This window comes from Cedecea neteri (assembly GCF_000758305.1).
Taxonomy (GTDB): Bacteria; Pseudomonadota; Gammaproteobacteria; order Enterobacterales; family Enterobacteriaceae; genus Cedecea; species Cedecea neteri_C.
Genome location: NZ_CP009458.1, coordinates 4,719,465 through 4,742,229, shown reverse-complemented (window position 1 = coordinate 4,742,229; position 22,765 = coordinate 4,719,465). Strand labels below are relative to the sequence as shown.

At 56.1% G+C, this 22,765-nt stretch carries 19 protein-coding genes; 12 read left to right on the top strand and 7 right to left on the bottom strand.

Translation table 11 applies throughout. From position 1 onward, the window contains the following. Positions 1–36 precede the first annotated feature (36 nt). The 3 genes from acrD to narQ all read right to left on the bottom strand — a co-directional run bounded on the left by acrD (position 37) and on the right by narQ (position 5,667). The gene (gene acrD, locus LH23_RS22015; protein ID WP_039295858.1) at positions 37–3,147 is read right to left on the bottom strand and encodes a multidrug efflux RND transporter permease AcrD; all 3,111 of its coding nucleotides are present in this window, start codon (positions 3,145–3,147) and stop codon (positions 37–39) included. A 152-nt stretch (positions 3,148–3,299) separates the two neighbouring features. Next, on the bottom strand, positions 3,300–3,941 hold the full coding sequence (gene narP / locus LH23_RS22010; RefSeq protein WP_039295855.1) for a nitrate/nitrite response regulator protein NarP: 642 nt from the start codon (positions 3,939–3,941) through the stop codon (positions 3,300–3,302). Positions 3,942–3,960: 19 nt separating this feature from the next. After that, a complete protein-coding gene (gene narQ, locus LH23_RS22005) occupies positions 3,961–5,667 on the bottom strand; it encodes a nitrate/nitrite two-component system sensor histidine kinase NarQ (RefSeq protein WP_039295851.1) in 1,707 nt (568 codons plus the stop codon). A 350-nt stretch (positions 5,668–6,017) separates the two neighbouring features. On the opposite strand from narQ, the gene napF reads away from it, so the two are divergent. From napF to LH23_RS21970, 7 genes are all read left to right on the top strand, one after another. Then, on the top strand, positions 6,018–6,509 hold the full coding sequence (gene napF / locus LH23_RS22000) for a ferredoxin-type protein NapF (RefSeq protein WP_039295848.1): 492 nt from the start codon (positions 6,018–6,020) through the stop codon (positions 6,507–6,509). Continuing rightward, positions 6,499–6,762: a chaperone NapD gene (gene napD / locus LH23_RS21995; RefSeq protein ID WP_039295845.1), complete on the top strand. Its 264-nt coding sequence runs from the start codon at positions 6,499–6,501 to the stop codon at positions 6,760–6,762. Before napF ends, napD begins: the two co-directional genes overlap by 11 nt. Continuing rightward, a complete protein-coding gene (gene napA / locus LH23_RS21990) occupies positions 6,759–9,245 on the top strand; it encodes a nitrate reductase catalytic subunit NapA (RefSeq protein ID WP_039295841.1) in 2,487 nt (828 codons plus the stop codon). Before napD ends, napA begins: the two co-directional genes overlap by 4 nt. 86 nt (positions 9,246–9,331) lie before the next feature. Continuing rightward, positions 9,332–9,781 carry a nitrate reductase cytochrome c-type subunit gene (gene napB / locus LH23_RS24140; protein ID WP_039295839.1) on the top strand — a complete coding sequence of 150 codons (450 nt, stop codon included), beginning with the start codon at positions 9,332–9,334 and terminating at the stop codon, positions 9,779–9,781. A 3-nt stretch (positions 9,782–9,784) separates the two neighbouring features. Next, positions 9,785–10,387 carry a cytochrome c-type protein NapC gene (napC, locus tag LH23_RS24135; protein ID WP_008460173.1) on the top strand — a complete coding sequence of 201 codons (603 nt, stop codon included), beginning with the start codon at positions 9,785–9,787 and terminating at the stop codon, positions 10,385–10,387. 324 nt (positions 10,388–10,711) lie between these two features. Next, a complete protein-coding gene (gene nudK, locus LH23_RS21975; protein ID WP_039295836.1) occupies positions 10,712–11,287 on the top strand; it encodes a GDP-mannose pyrophosphatase NudK in 576 nt (191 codons plus the stop codon). A 143-nt stretch (positions 11,288–11,430) separates the two neighbouring features. Continuing rightward, complete coding sequence (locus LH23_RS21970) at positions 11,431–12,474, top strand: DUF1176 domain-containing protein (RefSeq protein WP_039295833.1); 1,044 nt, start codon at positions 11,431–11,433, stop codon at positions 12,472–12,474. A gap of 58 nt (positions 12,475–12,532) precedes the next feature. Here the strand turns inward: LH23_RS21970 and tkt are convergent, their stop codons facing one another. Both tkt and tal read right to left on the bottom strand, forming a co-directional pair. Further along, entirely contained in the window at positions 12,533–14,533 is a 2,001-nt protein-coding gene (gene tkt / locus LH23_RS21965) for a transketolase (RefSeq protein WP_039295830.1), read from the bottom strand. A gap of 18 nt (positions 14,534–14,551) precedes the next feature. Next, positions 14,552–15,502 carry a transaldolase gene (gene tal / locus LH23_RS21960; RefSeq protein ID WP_039295828.1) on the bottom strand — a complete coding sequence of 317 codons (951 nt, stop codon included), beginning with the start codon at positions 15,500–15,502 and terminating at the stop codon, positions 14,552–14,554. A 256-nt stretch (positions 15,503–15,758) separates the two neighbouring features. On the opposite strand from tal, the gene maeB reads away from it, so the two are divergent. Next, on the top strand, positions 15,759–18,038 hold the full coding sequence (gene maeB, locus LH23_RS21955) for an NADP-dependent oxaloacetate-decarboxylating malate dehydrogenase (RefSeq protein WP_008459558.1): 2,280 nt from the start codon (positions 15,759–15,761) through the stop codon (positions 18,036–18,038). 115 nt (positions 18,039–18,153) lie between these two features. Here maeB and hemF read toward each other — a convergent pair whose 3' ends face one another. Then, positions 18,154–19,059 carry an oxygen-dependent coproporphyrinogen oxidase gene (gene hemF, locus LH23_RS21950; RefSeq protein WP_039295825.1) on the bottom strand — a complete coding sequence of 302 codons (906 nt, stop codon included), beginning with the start codon at positions 19,057–19,059 and terminating at the stop codon, positions 18,154–18,156. 5 nt (positions 19,060–19,064) lie between these two features. After that, positions 19,065–19,937 (bottom strand): N-acetylmuramoyl-L-alanine amidase AmiA, encoded by an 873-nt coding sequence (gene amiA / locus LH23_RS21945; RefSeq protein WP_039295821.1) that lies wholly within the window; start codon positions 19,935–19,937, stop codon positions 19,065–19,067. Positions 19,938–20,153: 216 nt separating this feature from the next. Here amiA and LH23_RS21940 point away from each other — a divergent pair, with 216 nt between their 5' ends. The 4 genes from LH23_RS21940 (at position 20,154) to LH23_RS21925 (ending at position 22,705) form a co-directional block, all read left to right on the top strand. Continuing rightward, positions 20,154–20,579 carry a GNAT family acetyltransferase gene (locus LH23_RS21940; protein WP_008459564.1) on the top strand — a complete coding sequence of 142 codons (426 nt, stop codon included), beginning with the start codon at positions 20,154–20,156 and terminating at the stop codon, positions 20,577–20,579. A 20-nt stretch (positions 20,580–20,599) separates the two neighbouring features. Then, a complete protein-coding gene (locus LH23_RS21935; RefSeq protein WP_039295819.1) occupies positions 20,600–21,052 on the top strand; it encodes a DUF2919 domain-containing protein in 453 nt (150 codons plus the stop codon). A gap of 49 nt (positions 21,053–21,101) precedes the next feature. Next, on the top strand, positions 21,102–21,677 hold the full coding sequence (locus LH23_RS21930) for an RpoE-regulated lipoprotein (protein WP_039295817.1): 576 nt from the start codon (positions 21,102–21,104) through the stop codon (positions 21,675–21,677). A gap of 128 nt (positions 21,678–21,805) precedes the next feature. Continuing rightward, positions 21,806–22,705: a Dyp-type peroxidase gene (locus LH23_RS21925; RefSeq protein ID WP_039295815.1), complete on the top strand. Its 900-nt coding sequence runs from the start codon at positions 21,806–21,808 to the stop codon at positions 22,703–22,705. The last annotated feature ends 60 nt before the right edge of the window (positions 22,706–22,765 follow it).

Below are 22,765 nucleotides of genomic sequence, written 5' to 3'. Positions count from 1 at the left end.
AAAGGCCGCCTTTTTTGTGGCTTATTGCCCGCGAGTTTAGTCGTGGTGCTCTTTGAGCGGGAAGCGTCTGCGCACCAGCACAAAGAACAGCGGCACAAAGAAGATGGCCAGCACGGTGGCGGAGATCATCCCGCCCATCACGCCGGTGCCTACCGCATGCTGGCTGCCGGAGCCCGCCCCGGTGCTGGTTGCCATCGGCAGAACCCCGAAAATAAACGCCAAGGACGTCATTAATATCGGGCGGAGTCGCTGGCGGCAGGCCTCAAGCGTGGCGGCAACCAGGTCCTGGCCTTTGGCGTTCAGGTCGTTGGCAAATTCGACGATCAAAATAGCGTTTTTTGCCGAAAGCCCGATCACCGTTAGCAGCCCGACCTGGAAGTAAACATCATTCTCAAGGCCCCGCATCCAGGTAGCGAACAGGGCGCCAATCACCCCAAGCGGCACGACCAGCATGACGGAGAACGGTACGGACCAGCTCTCGTACAGCGCCGCGAGACACAGGAATACCACCAGCAGTGAAATAGCATACAGGGCAGGTGCCTGTGCGCCGGAGAGGCGTTCCTGGTAGGACATGCCTGTCCACTCAAGACCGAAACCGTTAGGCAGCTTGCTGACCAATTGTTCCATAATGTCCATCGCGGTGCCGGTACTTAACCCAGGTGCCGCTTCACCGACAATTTCCAGCGCGGAATAGCCGTTGTAGCGTTCCAGACGAGGCGAGCCGGTTTCCCAGCGGGAAGTGGCAAAGGCGGAGAACGGCACCATGCTGCCGGTTTTATTACGGACATACCAGCTGTTGATATCGTCCGGCAGCATGCGGTATTTGGCCGCGGCCTGGACATACACTTTCTTCACGCGGCCGCGATCCATAAAGTCATTCACATAGCTTGAGCCCCAGGCGGTTTGTAGGGTGTTATTGATGTCGTCAATGGAGACACCCAGCGCCTGAGCCTTACGCTGATCGATATCGATTTGCAGCTGCGGGCTGTCGTCCAGACCGTTGTGGCGGACTCGCGTCAGCTGCGGGTTGTTGCCGGCCATCTCCAACAGCTGGTCACGTGCCTGCATAAGTGCATCGTGCCCCGCGCCGCCGTGATCCTGCAGTTCCATATCAAAACCTGCGGCGTTACCGAGACCGTTAATCGCTGGCGGGCTGCTGGCAATGACGCGCGCTTCTTTGATCTTATTAAAGGCTTTAGTTGCCCGTTCGATGATGGCAAACGAACTGCCGTCGGCGCTGCGTTCGTCCCAGTCTTTCAGGCGAATAAACATGCGCGCCACGTTTTGCCCGTTCCCGCCAGGGCCTGCGCCAATGGTGGAGAACACCGACACGACGTTGTCTTTTTCTTTGGTGAGGTAATACTGTTCTACCTGCTGCACCACTTTGGTTGTCTGCTGCTGCGTTGCGCCACTCGGAAGCTGCACTGAAGTGGTGAACACGCCGCGGTCTTCCTGGGGCAGGAATGACGTCGGCAGTTTGAGGAACAGGAACACCATGCCGCCAAGCAGCAGGGCATAAATCAGCATCCAGCGCAGGCTGCGGGCGAGGATTCTGGCCACGCCATTTTCGTAGCGTTCGGCGCTGCGGTTAAAAGTGCGGTTAAACCAGCCAAAGAAACCTTTCTGGCCGTGATGTTCGCCTTTATGCAGCGGTTTAAGAATGGTTGCGCACAGAGCTGGCGTAAGGATCATCGCCACCAACACTGACAGCACCATGGCGGCTACGATGGTGACCGAGAACTGACGGTAAATCGCCCCGGTTGTGCCGCCGAAGAAGGCCATCGGCACGAACACGGCGGACAGCACCATGGCGATGCCGACCAGCGCGCCCTGGATCTGCCCCATCGATTTACGCGTTGCCTCCCGAGGGGAGAGGCCTTCCTCGCTCATAATTCGCTCGACGTTTTCTACCACCACGATGGCGTCATCCACCAGCAGGCCGATAGCCAGCACGGTGGCAAACATCGTCAGCGTGTTAATGCTGTAGCCGAAGACATACAGCACGGCAAAGGTGCCGAGCAGCACCACCGGCACGGCAATCGTTGGGATCAGCGTGGCGCGGAAGTTTTGCAGGAACAGGTACATCACCAGGAACACCAGCAGAATCGCTTCCAGCAGCGTTTTCACTACGTCGGTGATTGAGGCTTTAACAAACGGGGAGGTTTCGTAGGCGATTTTGGCTTCCAGGCCATGCGGGAAAAACTGCGAAAGTTCTTCAATTTTGGCGCGGGCCAGCTTGTCGGTTTCCATTTCGTTGGCACCGGAAGCCAGCTTAATGCCCAGCCCGGAAGCGGGCTGCCCGTTGTAGGTGCTCAGGAAGTCATATTTCTCCGCACCCATTTCTACATCTGCCACATCCCCCAGCGTGACCAGAGAGCCATCCTGATTCACCCTCAGCGTAATGTCTTTGAATTGCTGCGGTGTTTGCAGGAGCGACTGGGCGTTGATAGTGGCGTTCAGCGCCTGTTTGTCCAGCGCCGGGGTGCCGCCAAGCTGACCCACGGCAATTTGCGCATTCTGGGATTTGATGGCGGTGACTACATCCTGGGTGGTCATCTGGTAGTTGATGAGCTTATTCGGGTCGAGCCAGATACGCATGGAATACTGCGAGCCGTAAGCATCAACGCTGCCGACGCCGTTCACGCGGCTCATCGGGTCCTGCACGTTACTGGCGACGTAGTCGGCGATGTCCTGCTTATCCATGCTGCCGTCGGTAGAAACAAAGGCCACCATCAGAATGTTGGTGTCGCCGGTTTTGTTCACCGTGACGCCCTGAGTTTGCACGTCCTGCGGCAGTTTTCTTACCGCAGACTGCAGCTGGTTTTGCACCTGCTGTACCGCAGAATCCGGGTCTGTCCCGGCCTTAAAGCTCAGGGTAATGGTGGCCTGACCGGCGCTGCTGCTTTGGGACGACATATACATCATGTTGTCCAGGCCGGTCATGCTTTGCTCTATCACCTGCGTGACGGTGTTTTCCAGTGTTTGCGCGGAAGCACCCGGATAGTTGGCGGTGATCCTTACGTTGGGCGGCGCAAGGTCGGGATATTGCTCGACGGGCAGTGAAAAAATAGCCAGTGCCCCGGTCAGGCAAAGCAAAATTGCCAGCACCCAGGCAAAAATGGGGCGAGAAATGAAAAAATTCGCCATGCGGTCAGGACCCCTTAAAAGCTTCTAATTGTTATCAATAACCGCATCACTGTAGCTTTAACCGCTTAGTCAAACGTGGAGAAATTTAGGAGATAGTGTAAATATGCTTTGGAATTGGCAGGATTTGTAACCATACCGTTTATTGGGTCGTTTTAACCCCGACTTTCCAAAAATAGCACCGTGGCCGCGACGCGTGACCTCACCTGCAGCTTACGAAGCAGGTTACGGATATGCACTTTTACCGTCTCTTCAGAAATATGCAGCCCGCTGGCGATTTGCTTATTCGACAGCCCGCGGGCTACCTCAGACAATACGTCCAGCTCACGCTCAGTGAGAATAGCAAACGGATCGCTGCTCTGCCGCTTGCTTCCACGGTCGTTCAGGTACTCGCGTACCTGCTCGCTAAATGCTTTCTCACCCGTCAGGCAGCGGTGAATGTCCTGCAGCAAAACCTCCGGATCGCTGTCTTTCAGCAAATAGCCATCAGCCCCGGCATCAATCAGCGTGAAGATATCGCTGCGGGCGTCGGACACGGTCAGAATAACCACGCGGGCGCTGATCCCGTCCCGGCGCAGGGCGTTGAGCGTATCGAGGCCGCTCAGGCCTTTCATGTTCAGGTCGAGCAGAATCAAATCCGGCGACAGTCGATTCGCTAAACTGATGGCTTCCGCACCGCTACTGGCTTCACCTACGACCGTAAACGTGCTGTCCAGTTCAAGCAACTGACGCACTCCACGCCGCATCAGCGGATGATCGTCCACGATTAAAACCTGGTATACCGTTTTCTCAGACATTGCTAACTCCTGAATAAAGCTAATTATTGTTATGGCTCCCGGCGGCAGCCGAAGTCGCAGAGGTAAAGTGGACTTCTACTCGCGTTCCGCCCTCTGGCGGGCGGGATATCGTCAGTTGGCCGCCAAGCCGCTCTGCGCGTTCGTGCATGATATTCAGCCCGTAGTGACCTTCGGGTTCTTCAAGGCTGGCAATGCCGTACCCGTTGTCAAATACCGAAGCGTAATGCCCGCCGTTTTCTGAGCGGCAAACAACCTCAATGTGGCTGGCATTGGCATGTTTAATTGCGTTCAGTACCGCCTCCCGGATGATTTGCAGCAGGTGGATTTGCTGGGAAGCGTCCAGAACCTGAGTCGGCAGGCTGCATTTCAGGCTAATCTCTGCCTGGGTTTGCTCGCGCAGCGGCTCCAGCAGCTCGTGTAGTGCAGCAGGTAAATCCGCCTGCTGCAGCGTCAGGCGGAAGGTGGTGAGCAGCTCGCGTAGCTGGCGATAGGCGTCGTTTAAGGCCTGGGAAAAGTCCCCGACAATTCGCTGCGCAGGCTGGTTTTCTTCGGGCACCGCGCGCTTAAGCAGCGTCAGCTGGATACGAAGATAAGACAGAACCTGCGCCAGAGAGTCATGCAGCTCCCTGGCAATCGTCGCTCGTTCTTCCATGAGCAGCAGTTGCTGGTAGTGTTTTTGCGCCTGATTAAAGTACACGCCTCGCCCCAGCATGGTGGCCACGCTTTTCATCAGCTGTGGGGAAGGGGAGCTCCCCGGTGACTGCCAGCGCAGTGTGCCAAAAGCGCTGTCCTGCTGAACCAGCGGCAGGGCATGCCATTCCTCGCCAGCTACCGGGGAGCCTTCCGTCAGACGCCAGTTTTCCCCGACCTGCATTTCCAGGGCGCTGACTTCCTCATTCTGATGGATGATTTGCAGGATCTGCACGAAGCAGTCGCGATTGATGGTGCTGACGTTCAGCGCCTTAGAGCAGCTGTACAGCACTTCGAGCATGCGGTTAGCTTCCTGCAGGCGTAGGGTTTTTTGCTCCACCTGCTGCTCCAGGGAGCGATAGAGTTTTTGCAGTTCATCCGTCATGCGGATAAAGGCCTGCGCCAGGGCACCCAGCTCATTGGGTAATGAGCGGTCGAGCCTGGGCGGCGTAAACTCGCCGCGTTCAATGGCTTTGCTCGCCTCCACCATGGCATTGAGCGGCATAACCACCTGCTGGCGGATGCGACGCAAAGCGAAGAAAACCAGGGTGAAAATAGCCATAAAACCCACCACCGAAGCCGCGACAACCTGCATCATTTTTCGCTCGGCATAATGCTGCAGCGCCAGCACAAACAGGTCGATTTGTTCCACGTAGGCGGCGATGTTGTAGCGATACCAGTCGATGTCTTCGTTCAGAATATGCTGCTGCATTTGCTGCCAGGCATGCTGCAGAGCGTTATAGCGGTTTTTTACCTCATCGGGCACCCAAAACCGATTAAGCTGCTGCAATGTTGGGGAGTCCAGCGACTGCTGATACTGCTGTAAATGGGCCGCAATAGCTCTTGGGTTACTTTGAAGATCGTAGCCCAGACGGTAGCTCTGCATACGCAGCGAGCCCGCAATATTCACCGCTTCCGCATCCTTCAGGCTGCTGGCGAGCGTCAGCATCGCGATGCCGGTGGAAAGCAACGACAGTAAAACGATCGAAAAGAAAGCGCGGGCAAGGCTGGTGGAGACCGAGCGTTTGACTGTCACTGGGGAATAACCCTTTAAAGTATGCGGTGGAGCGAAACCTACCAGAATCTGCCCTGGACGCAAACGCCTGGCGGTGACTTTTTCGCCCCGGCGCGAAAAATGCTGCCGTATTTAACGCAAGCTTTGCCACATCATAACGTCTGCCTTACATCTTCGGACTTATCTCCGTCGTGCCGAAACCGTTCACCTCTTTGATCCAACAACAGCATTTACTCCTTTATGGGGATGCTTTTGTAACCCCTCGTCGCATACCTTAAGTGCCGTATAACCGCAAAGAATACGCGGATAAAAAGAATAACGTTTCTACCCGGTGGCGATCTTGCCGGGCATTTTGAGCAAGGATCTGCCCAATGGCTAAACTGACCCGTCGCGGCCTGCTGACCGGGGGCTGGCACAGTTCTACTCCCACCATTCGCCCTCCGTGGAGCGGCGATGAAAACCATTTTCTTCTGGACTGCACGCGCTGCGATAGCTGCGTTACAGCCTGTCAGAGCCGGGTGCTTCGTCGTGGCCAGGGCGGCTATCCTGAAATCGACTTTAACCGGGGTGAGTGCACCTTCTGTTATGCGTGCGCGGACGCCTGCCCACAGCGGCTTTTTGCCCCGCAATCAGCTCAACCCTGGGCACTGACATTACAGCTCGGCGAAAACTGTCTGGCCTGGCACCAGGTGGAATGTCGCAGCTGTGAAGATGCCTGTGAACCGCAGGCCATTCGGTTTATCCCCACTCTGCAGGACGTTTCCCGTCCACAGATCTTTTCGTCTGCCTGTCACGGCTGCGGCGCTTGTGTTGCCGGTTGCCCAACGTCAGCCATCACCCTGAGGCCACAAAATGCACACTGACTGGCACGTATGCGGCCTGGTGGTTCAGGCCAGACCTGAACATGTTGCTGCCGTACGCAGCGCGATCAACTCGCTGCCGGGCAGCGAGGTTGCGGTTGACGATATCGACAGCGGCAAACTTGCGGTGGTTATTGAGGCCGCCGAAAGCAACACGCTGCTGGAACAAATTGAGCGGGCACGCAATATCTCCGGCGTGCTGGCGGTGTCGCTGGTTTATCACCAGCAGAATGAACAAGGTGAGGAAGCACCATGAAACTCAGTCGTCGTAGCTTTATGAAAGCAAATGCCGTTGCCGCAGCTGCCGCGGCGGCGGGCCTCAGCGCACCGAGCGTGGCTCGTGCAGTGGTAGGTAAACCTGATGCCATTAAATGGGATAAAGCCCCGTGCCGCTTCTGCGGTACCGGCTGCGGCGTGCTGGTAGGGACCCAAAATGGCCGCGTCGTTGCAAGCCAGGGCGACCCTGAAGCACCGGTCAACCGAGGGCTGAACTGCATTAAGGGCTACTTCCTGCCAAAGATCATGTACGGAAAAGATCGTCTCACTCAGCCGCTGCTGCGCATGAAAGACGGGCAGTACCACAAAGAGGGTGAGTTCCAGCCGATAAGCTGGGAAAAAGCCTTCGACGTGATGGAAGAGAAATTCAAAGCCACCCTGAAAGAGAAAGGCCCGGACGGCATCGGCATGTTTGGTTCCGGTCAGTGGACGGTCTGGGAAGGCTACGCCGCCGCCAAGTTGTTTAAGGCGGGCTTCCGTTCTAACAATATCGATCCGAACGCGCGCCACTGCATGGCGTCTGCCGTTGTGGGCTTTATGCGCACCTTCGGCATGGATGAGCCGATGGGCTGCTATGACGATATTGAGCAGGCTGATGCCTTTGTGCTTTGGGGCTCCAACATGGCGGAAATGCACCCGGTGCTCTGGTCGCGCATCGCTAACCGTCGCCTCTCCGATGAAAACGTCAAGGTTGCCGTACTGTCGACCTTCCAGCATCGCAGCTTCGAGCTGGCGGACAACGGTATGGTCTTCACGCCGCAAAGCGATCTGGCCATCCTGAACTACATCGCCAACTACATCATTCAGAACAATGCGGTGAACGAGTCGTTCTTTAAGCAGCACGTTAACCTGCGACGCGGCGTGACGGATATTGGCTATGGGCTGCGCCCGACGCATCCACTGGAAAAGGCCGCGAAGAATCCGGGGTCTGATGCATCCGAGCCGATGAGCTTCGACGAATACAAAACGTTTGTCGCCGAGTACACGCTGGAGAAAACCGCTGCAATGAGCGGGGTGCCGAAAGACCAGCTTGAAGCGCTCGCGAAGCTCTACGCTGACCCGAACAAGAAAGTGATCTCCTACTGGACGATGGGCTTTAACCAGCACGTGCGCGGCGTCTGGGCGAATAACCTGGTTTACAACCTGCATCTGCTGACCGGGAAAATCTCTCAGCCGGGCTGCGGGCCGTTCTCGCTGACCGGGCAGCCATCCGCCTGCGGCACTGCGCGTGAAGTGGGCACTTTTGCACACCGCTTACCGGCAGACATGGTCGTCACCAACGAAAAACACCGGGCAATCGTCGAAAAAACCTGGCAGCTGCCCGCCGGTACTATTCCAGCCAAAGTGGGTTTGCACGCAGTGGCGCAGGACAGGGCGCTGAAAGACGGCAAGCTCAACGTGTACTGGGTGATGTGCAACAACAACATGCAGGCCGGGCCGAATATCACTGAAGAGCGTATGCCGGGCTGGCGCGATCCACGCAACTTCATCATCGTTTCCGATCCTTATCCAACCATCAGCGCGCTGACGGCGGACCTGATCCTGCCGACGGCAATGTGGGTGGAGAAAGAAGGGGCCTACGGCAACGCCGAGCGCCGCACGCAGTTCTGGCGCCAGCAGGTTAGCGCACCGGGCGAGGCGAAGTCGGATCTCTGGCAACTGGTGACCTTCGCGAAACGCTTCAAGGTAGAGGATGTCTGGCCTGCCGATCTTCTCGAGAAAAAACCAGAATACCGGGGCAAAACCCTGTTCGACGTGCTGTTCGCCAGCGATGCAGTGCGTCAATACCCGCTGACCGAGCTGGCAGCGGAGCAGCTAAACGACGAATCCCGCGAGCTGGGCTTCTACCTGCAAAAAGGCCTGTTTGAGGAATATGCCAGCTTTGGCCGCGGGCACGGGCACGATCTGGCCCCGTTTGATGAATACCACAAAGCCAGGGGATTGCGCTGGCCGGTGGTTGACGGGAAAGAAACCCAGTGGCGCTACAGCGAGGGCCACGATCCGTACGTTAAGGCCGGGGAAGGCTTCAAGTTTTACGGCAAACCGGACGGAAAAGCGGTGATCTTCGCGCTGCCGTTCGAGCCTGCGGCAGAAGTCCCGGACCAGGAGTACGACCTGTGGCTGTCTACCGGGCGCGTGCTCGAGCACTGGCATACCGGCAGCATGACGCGTCGCGTGCCGGAACTGCATCGTGCTTTCCCTGAGGCCGTCACGTTTGTGCATCCGCTGGATGCCCAGGAGCGCGGTCTGCGCCGTGGCGACAAGGTGAAGGTGATTTCTCGTCGTGGGGAAGTGGTTTCCATCGTCGAAACTCGTGGCCGTAATAAGCCGCCCCGGGGCCTGGTCTACATGCCGTTCTTTGACGCCGCGCAACTGGTGAATAACCTGACGCTCGACGCCACCGACCCGCTCTCTAAAGAGGCGGATTTCAAGAAGTGCGCCGTCAAGCTGGCGAAGGTGTAACGCGCAATACCCTTCGGTCGCGGCATAGCTAAATGTCCGAAGGGTGTTTTCAGAATAACAATTCGATGGAGCCTGGGAGCTAAATCATGAATAACCAAGGCCTGATGAAGGCGTTGTTTCAATGGGGAGCGGCATTCACTCTGGTTGTCAGCGGGGCGCTTTGGGCGGCAAATGGCGTGGATCTCAAGCAATCGCCTGAAGTGTCCGGCACGCCGGAAGGGGCCGTGCTGATGCCAAAGCAGCAGCAACGTATGGCGCTGAACTACGTTAACCAGCCGCCGATGATCCCGCACAGCGTGGACGGCTACCAGGTGACGCCGACCAGCAACCGCTGCCTGCAGTGCCACGGCGTTGAAAGTTACCGTACCACGGGGGCTCCGCGCGTCAGCCCAACGCACTTTATGGACAGCGACGGCAAAGTACTGTCGAACGTGGCACCTCGCCGCTATTTCTGTCTGCAATGCCACGTGCCTCAGGCAGATGTTGCCCCGATTGTTGAAAATACCTTCGAGCCATCCAAAGGGTTTGGGAAATAAGTTATGGATAAATCAACTCGTCAACCCGGCATCATTAAGCGCGTGTGGCAGTGGTGGCGCAGGCCGAGCCGGTTAGCGCTCGGCACGTTGCTGCTCATCGGCTTTGCTGCCGGGATAATTTTTTGGGGCGGTTTCAACACCGGGATGGAAATGTCCAACCGCGAAGAGTTCTGCATCGGTTGCCATGAAATGCGCAATAACGTGTATGAGGAGTACATGGGCACGGTGCATTACAACAACCGCAGCGGCGTGCGCGCCACCTGCCCGGATTGCCATGTGCCGCACGAATGGGTGCCGAAAATGATCCGTAAAATTCAGGCCAGCAAGGAACTGTACGCTAAGGCTTTTGGGTTGATAGACACGCCGCAGAAGTTTGACGATCACCGCCTGGCGATGGCGCAAAACGAGTGGCGACGGATGAAAAACAACAACTCCCAGGAGTGTCGAAACTGCCATAACTTCGACTATATGGATTTCACCGCGCAGAAAACCGTGGCGGCCAAAATGCACGATGAGGCGATCAAAGACGGAAAAACCTGTATTGATTGTCATAAAGGGATAGCGCATAAGCTGCCGGATATGCGAGAGGTTGAGGCGGGGTTTTGAGAAAACTGAGGCGATTTAAGCCGGAACGGTGCCTTGCTTTATGTTCAGCACTGTTTTAAACCGCAACATCGCTGCTGGTTTTTTTTACCCTCACCCTAACCCTCTCCCTGGAAGGGAGAGGGGAAAAAAACTCTCTGTCACCTGTTTTCTCCCTCTCCCTTTGGGGAGAGGGCCGGGGTGAGGGGGGCTGAGCGATAAGTGAACGGAACCACTCCTGGTTAACATAAAGAAAATCACCCCACTAAAAACACACCTAACGCCGCGCGACAACGCTCACAGAACATCATATGATTATCGGCTCCCTTACCGCCTTGTGGAGACCGTATGTCGTTACGTATTGAAGTCATCAAAGATAAAGTCCTGTCTGATAACTACTTCATCCTGCGCAATATTACTTATGACCTGTCTCGTAACGGGGCTGAAAGCGTGCGCCATAAGCGCGAGGTTTATGATCGGGGCAACGGGGCGACCATTCTGCTTTATAACCGCGAAAAGAAAAGCGTGGTGCTAACACGCCAGTTCCGCGTCGCGACCTGGGTTAACGGGAATGAAGACGGCATGCTGATAGAAGCCTGTGCCGGGCTGTTGGATGCCGATGAGCCGGAAGTCTGCGCCCGCAAAGAGGCGATGGAAGAAACGGGCTTTCAGGTGGGTGAAGTTGAGAAAGTCTTTGAGCTGTATATGTCTCCCGGCGGCGTGACCGAAATCGTCTATTTCTATCTGGCGGAATACAGCGAGGCTCAGAGAGAAGGGGCCGGCGGCGGCGTGGAAGATGAAGATATCGACGTGCTGGAAATTCCGTTTAGCCAGGCGATGGCGATGGTGAAGAACGGTGAGATTCGCGACGGTAAGACCGTGATACTGCTGCAACAGCTACAGTTACGCAATGTTATGGGGTAAAACTCCATAAAATCAGGTTATTGTGATTTTTAATATTGCGATAAAGCTATCCGACAAATCCGATTGAGCAGGCTGTCTCGTGGGCCGAATATACGTCGCACCATCGTACGTTTTTCACGCTTCGCTTCTTAGGGCAGCCTTCAATGTTCTATCGGATATCCTCCTTACTCATGCTTGCACTGCTGGTGGCGAATGCTGCATTTGCAGCCCCGGCACAAAAGCAGTTTTCCGACTGGCAGGTAACCTGCAATAACCAGAACTTTTGCAGCACTCGTAATACTGGCCTGCATCAGGGGCTGGTGATGACGATTACCCGGGGAGCCGGAGCTCGCACTGACGCTAGTTTGCGCATCGACCTGGGGAATATGGAGAGTGCGGATGTCAAAGTCCCGCCTGTAGCACCGCGGCTGCGGCTCGACGATACGCCCCTCGTTATCCAGCCCAACGAATGGAAAGTGTCCCCTCACCATTTGATGACCAATAATCCGGAGGCGATTAACGCTCTGTTAAACGCTATTGTGAACGGCGATAAAATTACGCTTGCCGACGGCATGGGCATCATTTCACTCAGCGGACTCAAAGCGGCGCTGCTGTTTATCGACAGCCAGCAAAAACGTATTGGCAGCGAAACCGCGTGGATTAAAAAAGGTGACGGGCCTCCGCTTAGCGTGCCTCCGGCTCCGCCGCTGAAAGAAGTGGCTGCAGCAACGGCCGCATCAACGCCGCTTTCACACGATGAACTGAACGACTTGCTGGATTACGGCACATGGCGAATGAATAACAGCCAGTGTTCACTCGATCCACAGCGCCGGGAAGTGCGCGTTTTCCCTCTGACCGACGACAAAGCGCTGATGCTGACCAGCTGTGAAGCAGGCGCCTATAACGTGGTGTCTCTGGCCTGGGTCATCTCCCGGCAAAAGCCGTTTGTCGCCAGGACGATTCACCTGCGGTTACCCTTTATGCCGGACAGCGGTAGCACCGAACTTGAACTGATGAATGCTGGATTTGATGTGCACAGCAAAGAGCTAACGACTTTGGCAAAAGGGCGCGGGCCCGGCGATTGCGGGGTGGCCACGCGCTGGCGCTTTGATGGGCAGCGTTTTCGACTGGTTCGCTATGCGGAAGAGCCCGCCTGTGATGGCTGGCATAAAGCGGGCGGCTGGCCGACGCTGTGGGTCACCAAATAGGTTGGCTCATTGAAAAAAGAAAACCCTCTCCCGGAAGGAGAGGGCTGGCAGAGTAAGGCTATTTCTTGCCGAGTGATTTTTTCGCCGTGGCTACGATGTTTTCTACCGTAAAGCCAAAGAACGGGAACAGCTTCCCAGCAGGGGCGGATTCGCCGAAGGTTGTCATACCTACAATCCCGCCTTTGAGGCCGACGTATTTGTACCAGTAATCGGCAATACCGGCCTCTACCGCAACGCGGGCACGGACGGCATAAGGCAGAACGGATTCCTGATACGCCTCATCCTGAGAATCGAAAACGTCGGTGGATGGCATCGACACGACGCGCACTTTATGCCCTTCTTTGCTCAATGCTGCCGCGGCTTCAACGGTAATTTCGATCTCAGAGCCTGTGGCAATCAGGATGAGATCCGGCTTGCCGTCGCTGTCCTTCAGAATATATCCGCCGCGGCTGATGGCTTTCAGTTGCTCAGGCGTACGATCCATCTGCGCCAGGTTTTGGCGAGACAGGATCAGCGCAGTTGGGCCGGTCTGGCGCTCAAGCGCGGATTTCCAGGCCACTGCGGCCTCAACCTGATCGCAAGGGCGCCATGTGCTGAAGTTTGGCGTCAGGCGCAGGCTGGCTAATTGCTCCACGGCCTGGTGAGTCGGACCATCTTCCCCAAGGCCGATGGAGTCATGGGTATAAACCATGATCTGCCGCGCTTTCATCAGCGCCGCCATACGCGCCGCATTACGGGCGTACTCCACAAACATCAGGAAGGTGGCGGTGTAAGGGATAAAGCCGCCGTGCAGCGCGATACCGTTGGCAATGGCGGTCATGCCGAATTCACGTACGCCGTAGTGGATATAATTCCCGGCGGTGTCCTCTTTAATCGACTTCGAACCTTTCCAGATTGTCAGGTTGCTTGGGGCCAGGTCGGCGGAGCCGCCCAACAGTTCCGGCAGCGACGGGCCGAAGGCGTTAAGAGTATTTTGCGAAGCCTTGCGGGTCGCGATTTTGTCCGGGTTCGCCTGCAGTTGTTCAATGTAGCTTTGGGCCGTTTTCTGCCAGTTATCCGGCAGCTTACCTTCGGTACGGCGTTTAAATTCGGCGCTGAGGGTAGGGTGTGCCTTTGCGTAAGCGGCAAATTTCTCTTTCCAGGCGGCTTCTGCTTTTTCGCCAGCCTCTTTGGCATCCCAGGCGTGATAAACCTCTTTTGGGATCTCAAACGGTGGGTATTTCCAGCCAAGCTGCTTGCGGGCCAGGGCGACTTCTTCTTCACCGAGCGGCGCGCCGTGAGCCTCTTCTTTGCCCGCTTTGTTTGGCGAACCAAAGCCAATCACGGTGCGGCAGATAATGAGGGACGGTTTGTCCTTCACGCTCTGGGCTTCTTTAATGGCTTTTTTCAGCGCCGCCGGGTCGTGGCCGTCAATCTCATGGATCACGTGCCAGTGATAGGCCTCGAAGCGTTTGGCCGTGTCGTCGGTAAACCAGCCGTCGGTTTCCCCGTCGATGGAAATCCCGTTGTGATCATAGAAGCCAATCAGTTTGCCCAGGCCCAGCGTCCCGGCCAGGGAAGAGACTTCATGGGAAATCCCCTCCATCAGGCAGCCGTCGCCCATGAACACATAGGTGTAGTGGTCAACGATGTCGTGGCCCGGCTGGTTAAACTGCGCGGCCAGCGTGCGCTCGGCAATCGCCATCCCCACGGCGTTGGCTAACCCCTGGCCCAGTGGGCCGGTGGTGGTTTCCACGCCGGGGGTATAGCCCACTTCCGGGTGACCGGGCGTTTTGGAGTGAAGCTGGCGGAAGTTTTTCAACTCCTCCAGCGGCAGGTCATAGCCGCTCAGGTGCAGCAGGCTGTAAAGCAGCATCGACGCATGGCCGTTCGACAGCACGAAGCGGTCGCGGTTGGCCCAGTGCGGGTTAGACGGGTTATGGCTGAGGAAATCATTCCACAGCACCTCGGCGATATCGGCCATGCCCATGGGCGCTCCGGGGTGGCCGGAATTGGCTTTCTGGACCGCATCCATACTGAGGGCGCGAATGGCGTTGGCAAGCTCTTTACGTGATGACATGTTTCACTCCAGGTCTTGTTAAAGTTTGGCGGCGAGCAGGTCTTCCAGTTTGCGTTGATCTATGGCGAACAGGCGGATCCCTTCGGCCAGTTTTTCCACGGCCATAGCATCCTGGCTATGTTCCCAACGGAATTCCGCTTCGCTCATTGGTGCCGGGCGACGGAAGCCCTGTGAGAAAGGAATCAGTTTACGGACAACCTCTTCTTCGCTGTCCTGCAGCTGTTGTAGCAGGTTAGGGGCGATGGTCAGTCGGTCGCAGCCCGCCAGCGCAAGGATTTGTTCTTTACGACGGAAGCTGGCACCCATCACGATGGTTTCATAGTTATGTTGCTTGAAGTAGTCGTAGATATTGCGCACGGATTTCACGCCCGGATCTTCTTCAACGATATACGGATCCATCGGTTTACGTGCCTGATACCAGTCGTAAATGCGGCCCACGAACGGGGAGATCAGGAAAACGCCCGCTTCCGCACAGGCACGCGCCTGAGCGAAAGAGAACAGCAGCGTCAGGTTGCAGTTGATGCCTTCTTTTTGCAGCTCTTCCGCCGCGCGGATGCCTTCCCAGGTTGACGCCAGCTTGATGAGAATGCGCGATTTATCGATCCCCTGCTCGGCGTACAGCTCCACCAGGCGACGAGCCTTGCTGATGCTCTTTTCTTTGTCGTAGGAGAGACGGGCATCCACTTCGGTGGACACGCGACCCGGAATGCTTTTCAGAATTTCCGCACCGACATTGACCGCCAGTTTGTCACTGGCTTCGGCCACAATTTGCTCCCTGTTGCCGCCACGCTGTTTGCCGTAGGCCAGGGCATCATCAATCAGCGGCTGATATTGCTCAAGCCCTGCGGCTTTTAACAACAGTGAAGGGTTGGTGGTGGCGTCTTCAGGCTGGTAGTGGCGAATAGAGTCGATATCACCGCTGTCGGCAACCACGGTGGTGTACTGTTTAATGCTGTCTAACTGATTCATTACTATCTCCTTGAAAAAGCAACGTCTTACCTGAGCGTTCCGTGTCGCTCGCCGTGAAAATTAATGCTTTGCATAACCCAAAAGCATAGCAGATGGGGGCGATGACGGGGCAGCCGCTAACATTGGTTCTATAGTTAGCTAACAATAATCACGCCTAATCTTAATAGTATGGCTACCTTCAAAGTTTGCGAAACGTGCCCGCGTGATACTAGGCGGCTAACGTAACAATAAAGAAGACCCAAAAAGGAACGATGCAATGGATGAACAACTGAAGCAAAGTGCCCTCGATTTCCATGAGTTTCCAATTCCGGGGAAAATCCAGGTTTCTCCGACCAAACCCCTTGCTACCCAGCGTGACCTGGCGCTGGCGTATTCGCCTGGCGTAGCGGCACCTTGTCTTGAAATTGAAAAGGACCCGCTTGCCGCTTACAAATACACTGCACGCGGCAACCTTGTGGGCGTGGTTTCTAACGGCACTGCGGTACTCGGGCTGGGCAATATCGGCGCGCTGGCGGGCAAGCCGGTCATGGAAGGTAAGGGCGTCCTGTTTAAAAAATTCGCCGGTATCGACGTCTTCGATATCGAAATTGATGAGATGGATCCGGACAAGCTTATCGACGTGGTAGCCGCGCTGGAGCCAACCTTTGGCGGCATCAACCTGGAAGATATCAAAGCGCCTGAGTGCTTCTATATCGAGCAGAAGCTGCGCGAGCGCATGAACATTCCAGTGTTCCACGATGACCAGCACGGCACCGCGATTATTTGTACCGCCGCGGTGCTGAACGGCCTGCGCGTGGTTGAAAAGAATATTACCGATGTGCGGCTGGTGGTTTCCGGCGCAGGGGCTTCGGCAATCGCCTGTATGAACCTGCTGGTTGCGCTGGGAATGCAAAAACACAACATCGTGGTTTGCGACTCGAAGGGCGTTATCTATAAAGGCCGTGAAGAGAACATGGCCGAAACCAAAGCTGCCTATGCCGTCGAGGACAGCGGCAAGCGGACGCTGGACGACGTGATTGAAGGCGCGGACATCTTCCTTGGCTGCTCCGGCCCGAAAGTGCTAACCCAGGAGATGGTGAAGAAAATGGGCAAAGCGCCACTGATTCTGGCGCTGGCTAACCCTGAGCCGGAAATTCTGCCGCCGCTGGCGAAAGAAGTGCGTCCGGAAGCCATTATCTGTACCGGCCGGTCGGACTATCCGAACCAGGTGAACAACGTGCTGTGCTTCCCGTTCATCTTCCGTGGCGCGCTGGACGTGGGCGCGACGGCTATTAACGAAGAAATGAAGCTGGCTGCGGTGCATGCGATAGCCGAGCTGGCTCACGCTGAACAAAGCGACGTGGTGGCCTCTGCTTACGGCGAGCAGGAACTGACGTTCGGCCCGGAATACATCATTCCTAAACCTTTTGACCCACGCCTGATTGTGAAAATTGCCCCTGCGGTAGCTAAAGCGGCGATGGACTCCGGCGTGGCCACGCGCCCGATTCAGGATTTCAATGCTTACAGCGAGAAGCTGGAAGAGTTTGTCTACAAAACTAACCTGTTTATGAAGCCGATCTTCTCCCAGGCGCGCAAAGAGCCGAAGCGCGTGGTGTTAAGTGAAGGGGAAGAGGCCCGCGTGCTGCATGCCACGCAGGAGCTGATCACTTTGGGGCTGGCGAAGCCTATCCTGATTGGTCGCCCAAGCGTTATCGAAATGCGTATCAAAAAGCTGGGCCTGCAAATTCAGCCGGGCAAAGATTTTGAGATCGTGAATAACGAGTCCGATCCGCGTTTCAAAGAGTACTGGCACGAGTATTACAACATCATGAAGCGCCGTGGGATTACCCAGGAGCAGGCGCAGCGGGCGGTGATCAGCAACACCACGGTGATCGGGGCGATCATGGTGCATCGCGGTGAAGCGGATGCGCTGATATGCGGGACAATTGGCGAATATCACGAGCACTTTGACGTGGTAGAGAAGCTGTTTGGCTACCGTGAAGGCGTGAAGGCTGCCGGGGCGATGAACGCGCTGCTGCTGCCGAGCGGCAACACCTTTATCGCGGATACCTATGTGAACGATGACCCAACGCCGGAAGAGCTGACGGAAATCACCCTGCTGGCGGCGGAAACGGTGCGTCGCTTCGGCATTGAGCCGAAAGTTGCGCTGCTGTCCCACTCCAACTACGGTTCCTCCAACAGCAAAGCGGCCTGCAAGATGCGCAAAACGCTGGATCTGGTGCGCGAGCGTGCGCCTGACCTGGAAATTGACGGGGAGATGCACGGGGATGCCGCGCTGGTAGAAAGTATTCGCCATGAGCGTATGCCGGATAGCCCGCTGAAAGGCTCTGCCAACATCCTGATCATGCCGAACGTTGAGGCGGCGCGTATTAGCTACAACCTGCTGCGCGTGTCGAGTTCTGAAGGGGTGACTGTAGGGCCAGTCCTGATGGGGGTGGCGAAGCCGGTTCACGTGTTGACGCCGATTGCTTCGGTGCGCCGCATTGTGAATATGGTGGCGCTGGCGGTTGTGGAGGCGCAAACCGCACCGCTGTGACTGAACGCCCCCTCACCCCAGAGGGGCGAGGGGGAAAACAACAGGCAGCACAGTACGGAATCTGTTCCCTCTCCCTTTTAGGGAGAGGGTTAGGGTGAGGGTAAAGAATCTAAAGCTACACCCACTCCTTCACCGGCAGGAAATCACGATACAGGGCAGCCTCCGGGCTGCCTTCTTCTGGCTGGTAGTCATACTCCCAGCGCACCAGCGGCGGCATCGACATTAAAATCGATTCGGTTCGCCCGCCGGTTTGCAGGCCAAACAGCGTGCCGCGATCCCACACCAGATTAAATTCTACATAACGCCCACGGCGGTAGAGCTGGAAGTCCCGCTCGCGCTCGCCGAACGGAGTATCTTTGCGGCGTTCAACAATCGGCAGATAGGCGTCCAGATACCCCTGCCCAACGGCCTGAATAAAGCGGAAGCCGTAGTCAAAGTCTGGCTTATTCAGATCGTCGAAGAACAGCCCGCCAATGCCGCGCTGCTCGTTGCGGTGTTTGATAAAGAAGTAGTCGTCACACCACTTTTTATAACGAGGGAAGACGTCGTTACCAAACGGCTGGCACAGGTCGCGCGCTGTGCGATGCCAGTGCACCGCATCTTCTTCGAAGCCGTAATAAGGCGTTAAGTCAAAGCCGCCGCCAAACCACCAGACCGGATCGGCACCTGGTTTTTCGGCAATAAAGAAGCGCACGTTGGCGTGGCTGGTTGGCACATAAGGGTTGTTCGGGTGTACCACCAGCGAAACGCCCATCGCCTGAAAGCTTCTGCCCGCCAGCTCCGGACGGTGGGCCGTGGCCGACGCCGGCATGGCGTCGCCGTGAACGTGAGAAAAGTTAACGCCAGCCTGTTCGAACACCGCACCGCCGCGCAAAACCCGACTGCGCCCGCCGCCGCCGCCTTCTCGCTGCCAGTTGTCTTCCTGGAAGACAGCGCCATCAAGGGCGGAAAGCTGCTGGCATATCTTGTCCTGCAGGGAGAGCAGGAACTGTTTTACGGCGTGGATATCGGGCTCAGTCATAAAAATTAACGCTTCTTACCGTGGACTTTATGGTTATCAAACCAGTTGAAATAGCTCATCACGCCGGAGGCAATGGCGGTGGCAATCTTCTGGCGGAAGGCGGTGGTGCCGAGCAATTTTTCTTCGCCCGGGTTGGTGATGAACGACGTTTCAACCAGCACGGACGGAATAGACGGCGACTTCAGCACCACGAAGGCTGCCTGTTCCGTGTTGCGGCTGTGCAGCTTATGCACCGGCTTTATCTGCTTCAGGATATGCGAGCCGAGCGTCAGGCTGTTTTTAATCGTGTCGGTCTGCACCAGATCAAACAGCACCTGCTGCAGGTAGTGATCTTTGTCTTTCACTTTGCTGCCCGCTACATCATCCGCGGCGTTCTCTCTGTCTGATAGATATTTCGCCATGGCGCTACTTGCGCCGCGGTTAGACAGGGCGAATACGGAAGCACCTGCGGCGGTTGGGCTGGTGAAGCCATCCGCGTGAATAGACATAAACAGATCTGCACCGTGCTGGTGGGCTATCTCAACGCGATCGTACAGCGGAATAAATTCGTCCGTGGTGCGTGTCAGCCTGGCGTCGATCCCGTTGCTGCGCAGGATGCTGCGCACGTTTTTAGCAATAGCCAGCACTACGTGTTTTTCTTTCGACCCGTTGTGGCCGATGGCACCGGTATCAATCCCACCGTGGCCCGGGTCGAGCATAACAATGCGTTTTGCCCCGGATTTTTTGGCCACTTTACTGTGGGAATTGGTGGTTTTCAGCGATTTGGCTTCTTCCTTTGCCAGCGCTTTGTTCATACCGGTTAGCGTCAACGCTGCCAAACCCGTGAGCAGGACCTGGCGGCGCGTCGTAAGTTGCGTTAGCGATTTAATTTTGCTCATGCGGATGAATTATTTATCTTATGGAGTCCAGATGGGAAGTTATAACGTATCGGCTTCATGCAAACGACACTCTGGCGTCAGAAATGTATATCCATTCGTTTCATTTCATGACTGGTCGGAGATTATGCCATTTTTTTCGTGCTTTTGCGGCAGTTATTGGCTTAACGGACGGTTAACGCCATAATCAACCTTTTACGGCTTAAGGTGGCTAATACCATGGAAATTCGCGTTTTTCGCCAGGAAGATTTCGAAGAGGTCATTACCCTTTGGGAGCGCTGCGATTTACTGCGCCCATGGAATGACCCGGAAATGGACATTGAACGTAAGCTGCATCACGATGCAGACCTGTTTTTAGTCGCTGAGGTAGGCGGTGAGATAGTCGGTTCGTTGATGGGCGGGTATGACGGCCATCGAGGTTCAGCCTATTACCTGGGCGTGCACCCGGAGTTTCGGGGCCGTGGCATTGCTAACGCCTTGCTGAACCGGCTGGAAAAGAAGCTGATTGCCCGCGGCTGCCCGAAGATCCACATAATGGTGCGCGAAGAGAACGATCTGGTTATCGGCCTCTATGAAAAGCTCGACTACGAGCATCAGGACACTATTTTGCTCGGCAAACGGCTGATAGAAGATCAGGAATATTAATTTTCAAATGTGTTCATGCCATGTATTTGCCTGCTGATTATGATTCGCAGGGCAACTTAAAAGCACCGCTGCTGTTCTGGGCGGTGTTGTTGTTACAGGCCCGCACCTGGGTTTTGCTGGTGCTGGCGGGGGCTTCTCGTCAGCAAGGCGATGCGCTATTGGGCCTGTTTTATCCCGACCGCGATAACTTCTGGCTGGGGTTGATCCCCGGTATTCCGGCTGCGCTGGCCTTTTTGCTTAGCGGGCGTCGACACCTTTGGCCCCGGTTCTGGCGGGCGTTTCGCTGGATATTGATTGCGGCTCAGATTGGGCTGCTGGCGTGGCAACTGGTGCTGTTGGCCGGGGATGAAACGCTGACCGGTACCACCCTTGTTCTGCTGATTGTCGATCTGTTCGCGCTTTGGTGGCTGCTGGCTAACCGCCGGCTGCGGGATTACTTCGCCCTGAAAAACGAGTTAAGCGGCACTTTTTGACATCCCCGGACTCCAAAGGCCGTTACCATTTTTTGAAAAGGAATGATCAATGAAATCTCTGCGCCTGATGATGCTAGGCCTGCCGCTGGTTCTGAGCGGATGCTCCACGCTGTCTTCCGTTAACTGGTCTGCGGCTTATCCGTGGAACTGGTTTGGCTCTTCCGTTGAGGTGAGCGAGCAGGGCGTGGGGAAACTGACTTCAGCTACCGCGATGGATGAGAAGGCCGTGAGCGAGGGATTGAATGACAATTACCGCCTGCGCAGCGGCATGAAAACCGAAAACGGCACTATCGTGCGTTACTTTGAGGCGATGAAAGACAAAGACGTGAAGCTGGAGGTGAACGGTGAAAAAGGCACAGTGAGCCGCGTGTATGTGATGGATGATGACATCAAAACCGCCAGCGGCGTGAAAATTGGTACGCCTTTCAGTGAGCTTTATCAGAAAGCGTTTGGGGTTTGCGAAAAAGGCACCGGCGATGATGCGGAAGCTGTTATCTGTCAGGCACCTGACAGCCAGCACATCAGCTATCTGTTTACAGGTGAATGGCACGGGCCGGAAGGCTTGATGCCGTCGGATGATACGCTGAAGAAATGGAAGCTTAACAAAATTATCTGGCGTCGATAAAATCTGCGCCGGGTTTGCGCCGCCGCAAGTCGGCGTGAATGAATCAGGTTAAAATAGCCCGATAAATGCCACCTCCGGTGGTACGTAACTATGATGCCACCCTGGGTGGCATTTTTTCAGGAGGAATCATGTCTCGGGTTCAAAGCGGCATTCTGCCGGAACATTGTCGTGCCGCCGTTTGGCTGGAAGCTACTGTGCAGGGCGACTTCAGCGCGGTTAGCGCAGGGTGCAAAACCTTTATTGAAGCGTTGAACGCTTTCCAGGAACAATTTCCTGACGCGATGCTGGGGGCGACCGTTGGCTTCGGGCACGATCTGTGGCGCGATCTCAGCAAAGGCGAAGGTGCCGCAGAGCTGAAAAACTTTACGCCATTAGGCAAAGGCCTGGCGCCCGCAACCCAGCACGATGTGATGATCCACATTCTTTCTCTGCGCCATGACGTGAACTTCTCCGTGGCTCAGGCCGCGCTGGCCGCGTTTGGCGATGCGCTGAAAATTGAAGAAGAGATTCACGGCTTCCGCTGGGTAGAAGAGCGCGATCTCAGCGGCTTCGTTGACGGGACCGAAAACCCGCAGGGCGAAGAGAATCGTCGCCAGGTGGCGGTGATCAACGAAGGCGTGGATGCCGGGGGCAGCTATGTGCTGGTTCAGCGCTGGGAACACAACCTCAAGCAGCTTAACCGCCTGAGCGTGCACGACCAGGAGATGATCTTCGGCCGTACCAAACAGGAAAACGAAGAGATCGACGGCGACGCGCGGCCAGCCACTTCTCACCTGAGCCGGGTCGATCTGAAAGAAGACGGCAAGGGGCTGAAAATTGTGCGTCAGAGCCTGCCTTACGGCACCGCCAGCGGCGTGCACGGTCTCTATTTCATCGCCTATTGTGCGCGTTTGCATAACATTGAACAGCAGCTGCTGAGCATGTTTGGCGACGCTGACGGCAAGCGTGACGGTATGCTGCGCTTCACTAAGCCGGTCACCGGCGGCTACTACTTCGCGCCGTCGCTCGATAAATTACTGAGCCTGTAATCCCCTCCGGCGTAGCGTTTGCTACGCCGCTTTCTTATATCCCTTTCTTCTTGTAAATCG

Excerpts from the sequence above, each read along its gene's own strand:
- acrD (WP_039295858.1), bottom strand. The coding sequence starts at position 3,147 with ATGGCGAATTTTTTCATTTCTCGCCCCATTTTTGCCTGGGTGCTGGCA.
- narP (WP_039295855.1), bottom strand. The coding sequence starts at position 3,941 with ATGTCTGAGAAAACGGTATACCAGGTTTTAATCGTGGACGATCATCCG.
- napF (WP_039295848.1), top strand. The coding sequence starts at position 6,018 with ATGGCTAAACTGACCCGTCGCGGCCTGCTGACCGGGGGCTGGCACAGT.
- napD (WP_039295845.1), top strand. The coding sequence starts at position 6,499 with ATGCACACTGACTGGCACGTATGCGGCCTGGTGGTTCAGGCCAGACCT.
- napA (WP_039295841.1), top strand. The coding sequence starts at position 6,759 with ATGAAACTCAGTCGTCGTAGCTTTATGAAAGCAAATGCCGTTGCCGCA.
- napB (WP_039295839.1), top strand. The coding sequence starts at position 9,332 with ATGAATAACCAAGGCCTGATGAAGGCGTTGTTTCAATGGGGAGCGGCA.
- napC (WP_008460173.1), top strand. The coding sequence starts at position 9,785 with ATGGATAAATCAACTCGTCAACCCGGCATCATTAAGCGCGTGTGGCAG.
- nudK (WP_039295836.1), top strand. The coding sequence starts at position 10,712 with ATGTCGTTACGTATTGAAGTCATCAAAGATAAAGTCCTGTCTGATAAC.
- LH23_RS21970 (WP_039295833.1), top strand. The coding sequence starts at position 11,431 with ATGTTCTATCGGATATCCTCCTTACTCATGCTTGCACTGCTGGTGGCG.
- tkt (WP_039295830.1), bottom strand. The coding sequence starts at position 14,533 with ATGTCATCACGTAAAGAGCTTGCCAACGCCATTCGCGCCCTCAGTATG.
- tal (WP_039295828.1), bottom strand. The coding sequence starts at position 15,502 with ATGAATCAGTTAGACAGCATTAAACAGTACACCACCGTGGTTGCCGAC.
- maeB (WP_008459558.1), top strand. The coding sequence starts at position 15,759 with ATGGATGAACAACTGAAGCAAAGTGCCCTCGATTTCCATGAGTTTCCA.
- hemF (WP_039295825.1), bottom strand. The coding sequence starts at position 19,059 with ATGACTGAGCCCGATATCCACGCCGTAAAACAGTTCCTGCTCTCCCTG.
- amiA (WP_039295821.1), bottom strand. The coding sequence starts at position 19,937 with ATGAGCAAAATTAAATCGCTAACGCAACTTACGACGCGCCGCCAGGTC.
- LH23_RS21940 (WP_008459564.1), top strand. The coding sequence starts at position 20,154 with ATGGAAATTCGCGTTTTTCGCCAGGAAGATTTCGAAGAGGTCATTACC.
- LH23_RS21935 (WP_039295819.1), top strand. The coding sequence starts at position 20,600 with ATGTATTTGCCTGCTGATTATGATTCGCAGGGCAACTTAAAAGCACCG.
- LH23_RS21930 (WP_039295817.1), top strand. The coding sequence starts at position 21,102 with ATGAAATCTCTGCGCCTGATGATGCTAGGCCTGCCGCTGGTTCTGAGC.
- LH23_RS21925 (WP_039295815.1), top strand. The coding sequence starts at position 21,806 with ATGTCTCGGGTTCAAAGCGGCATTCTGCCGGAACATTGTCGTGCCGCC.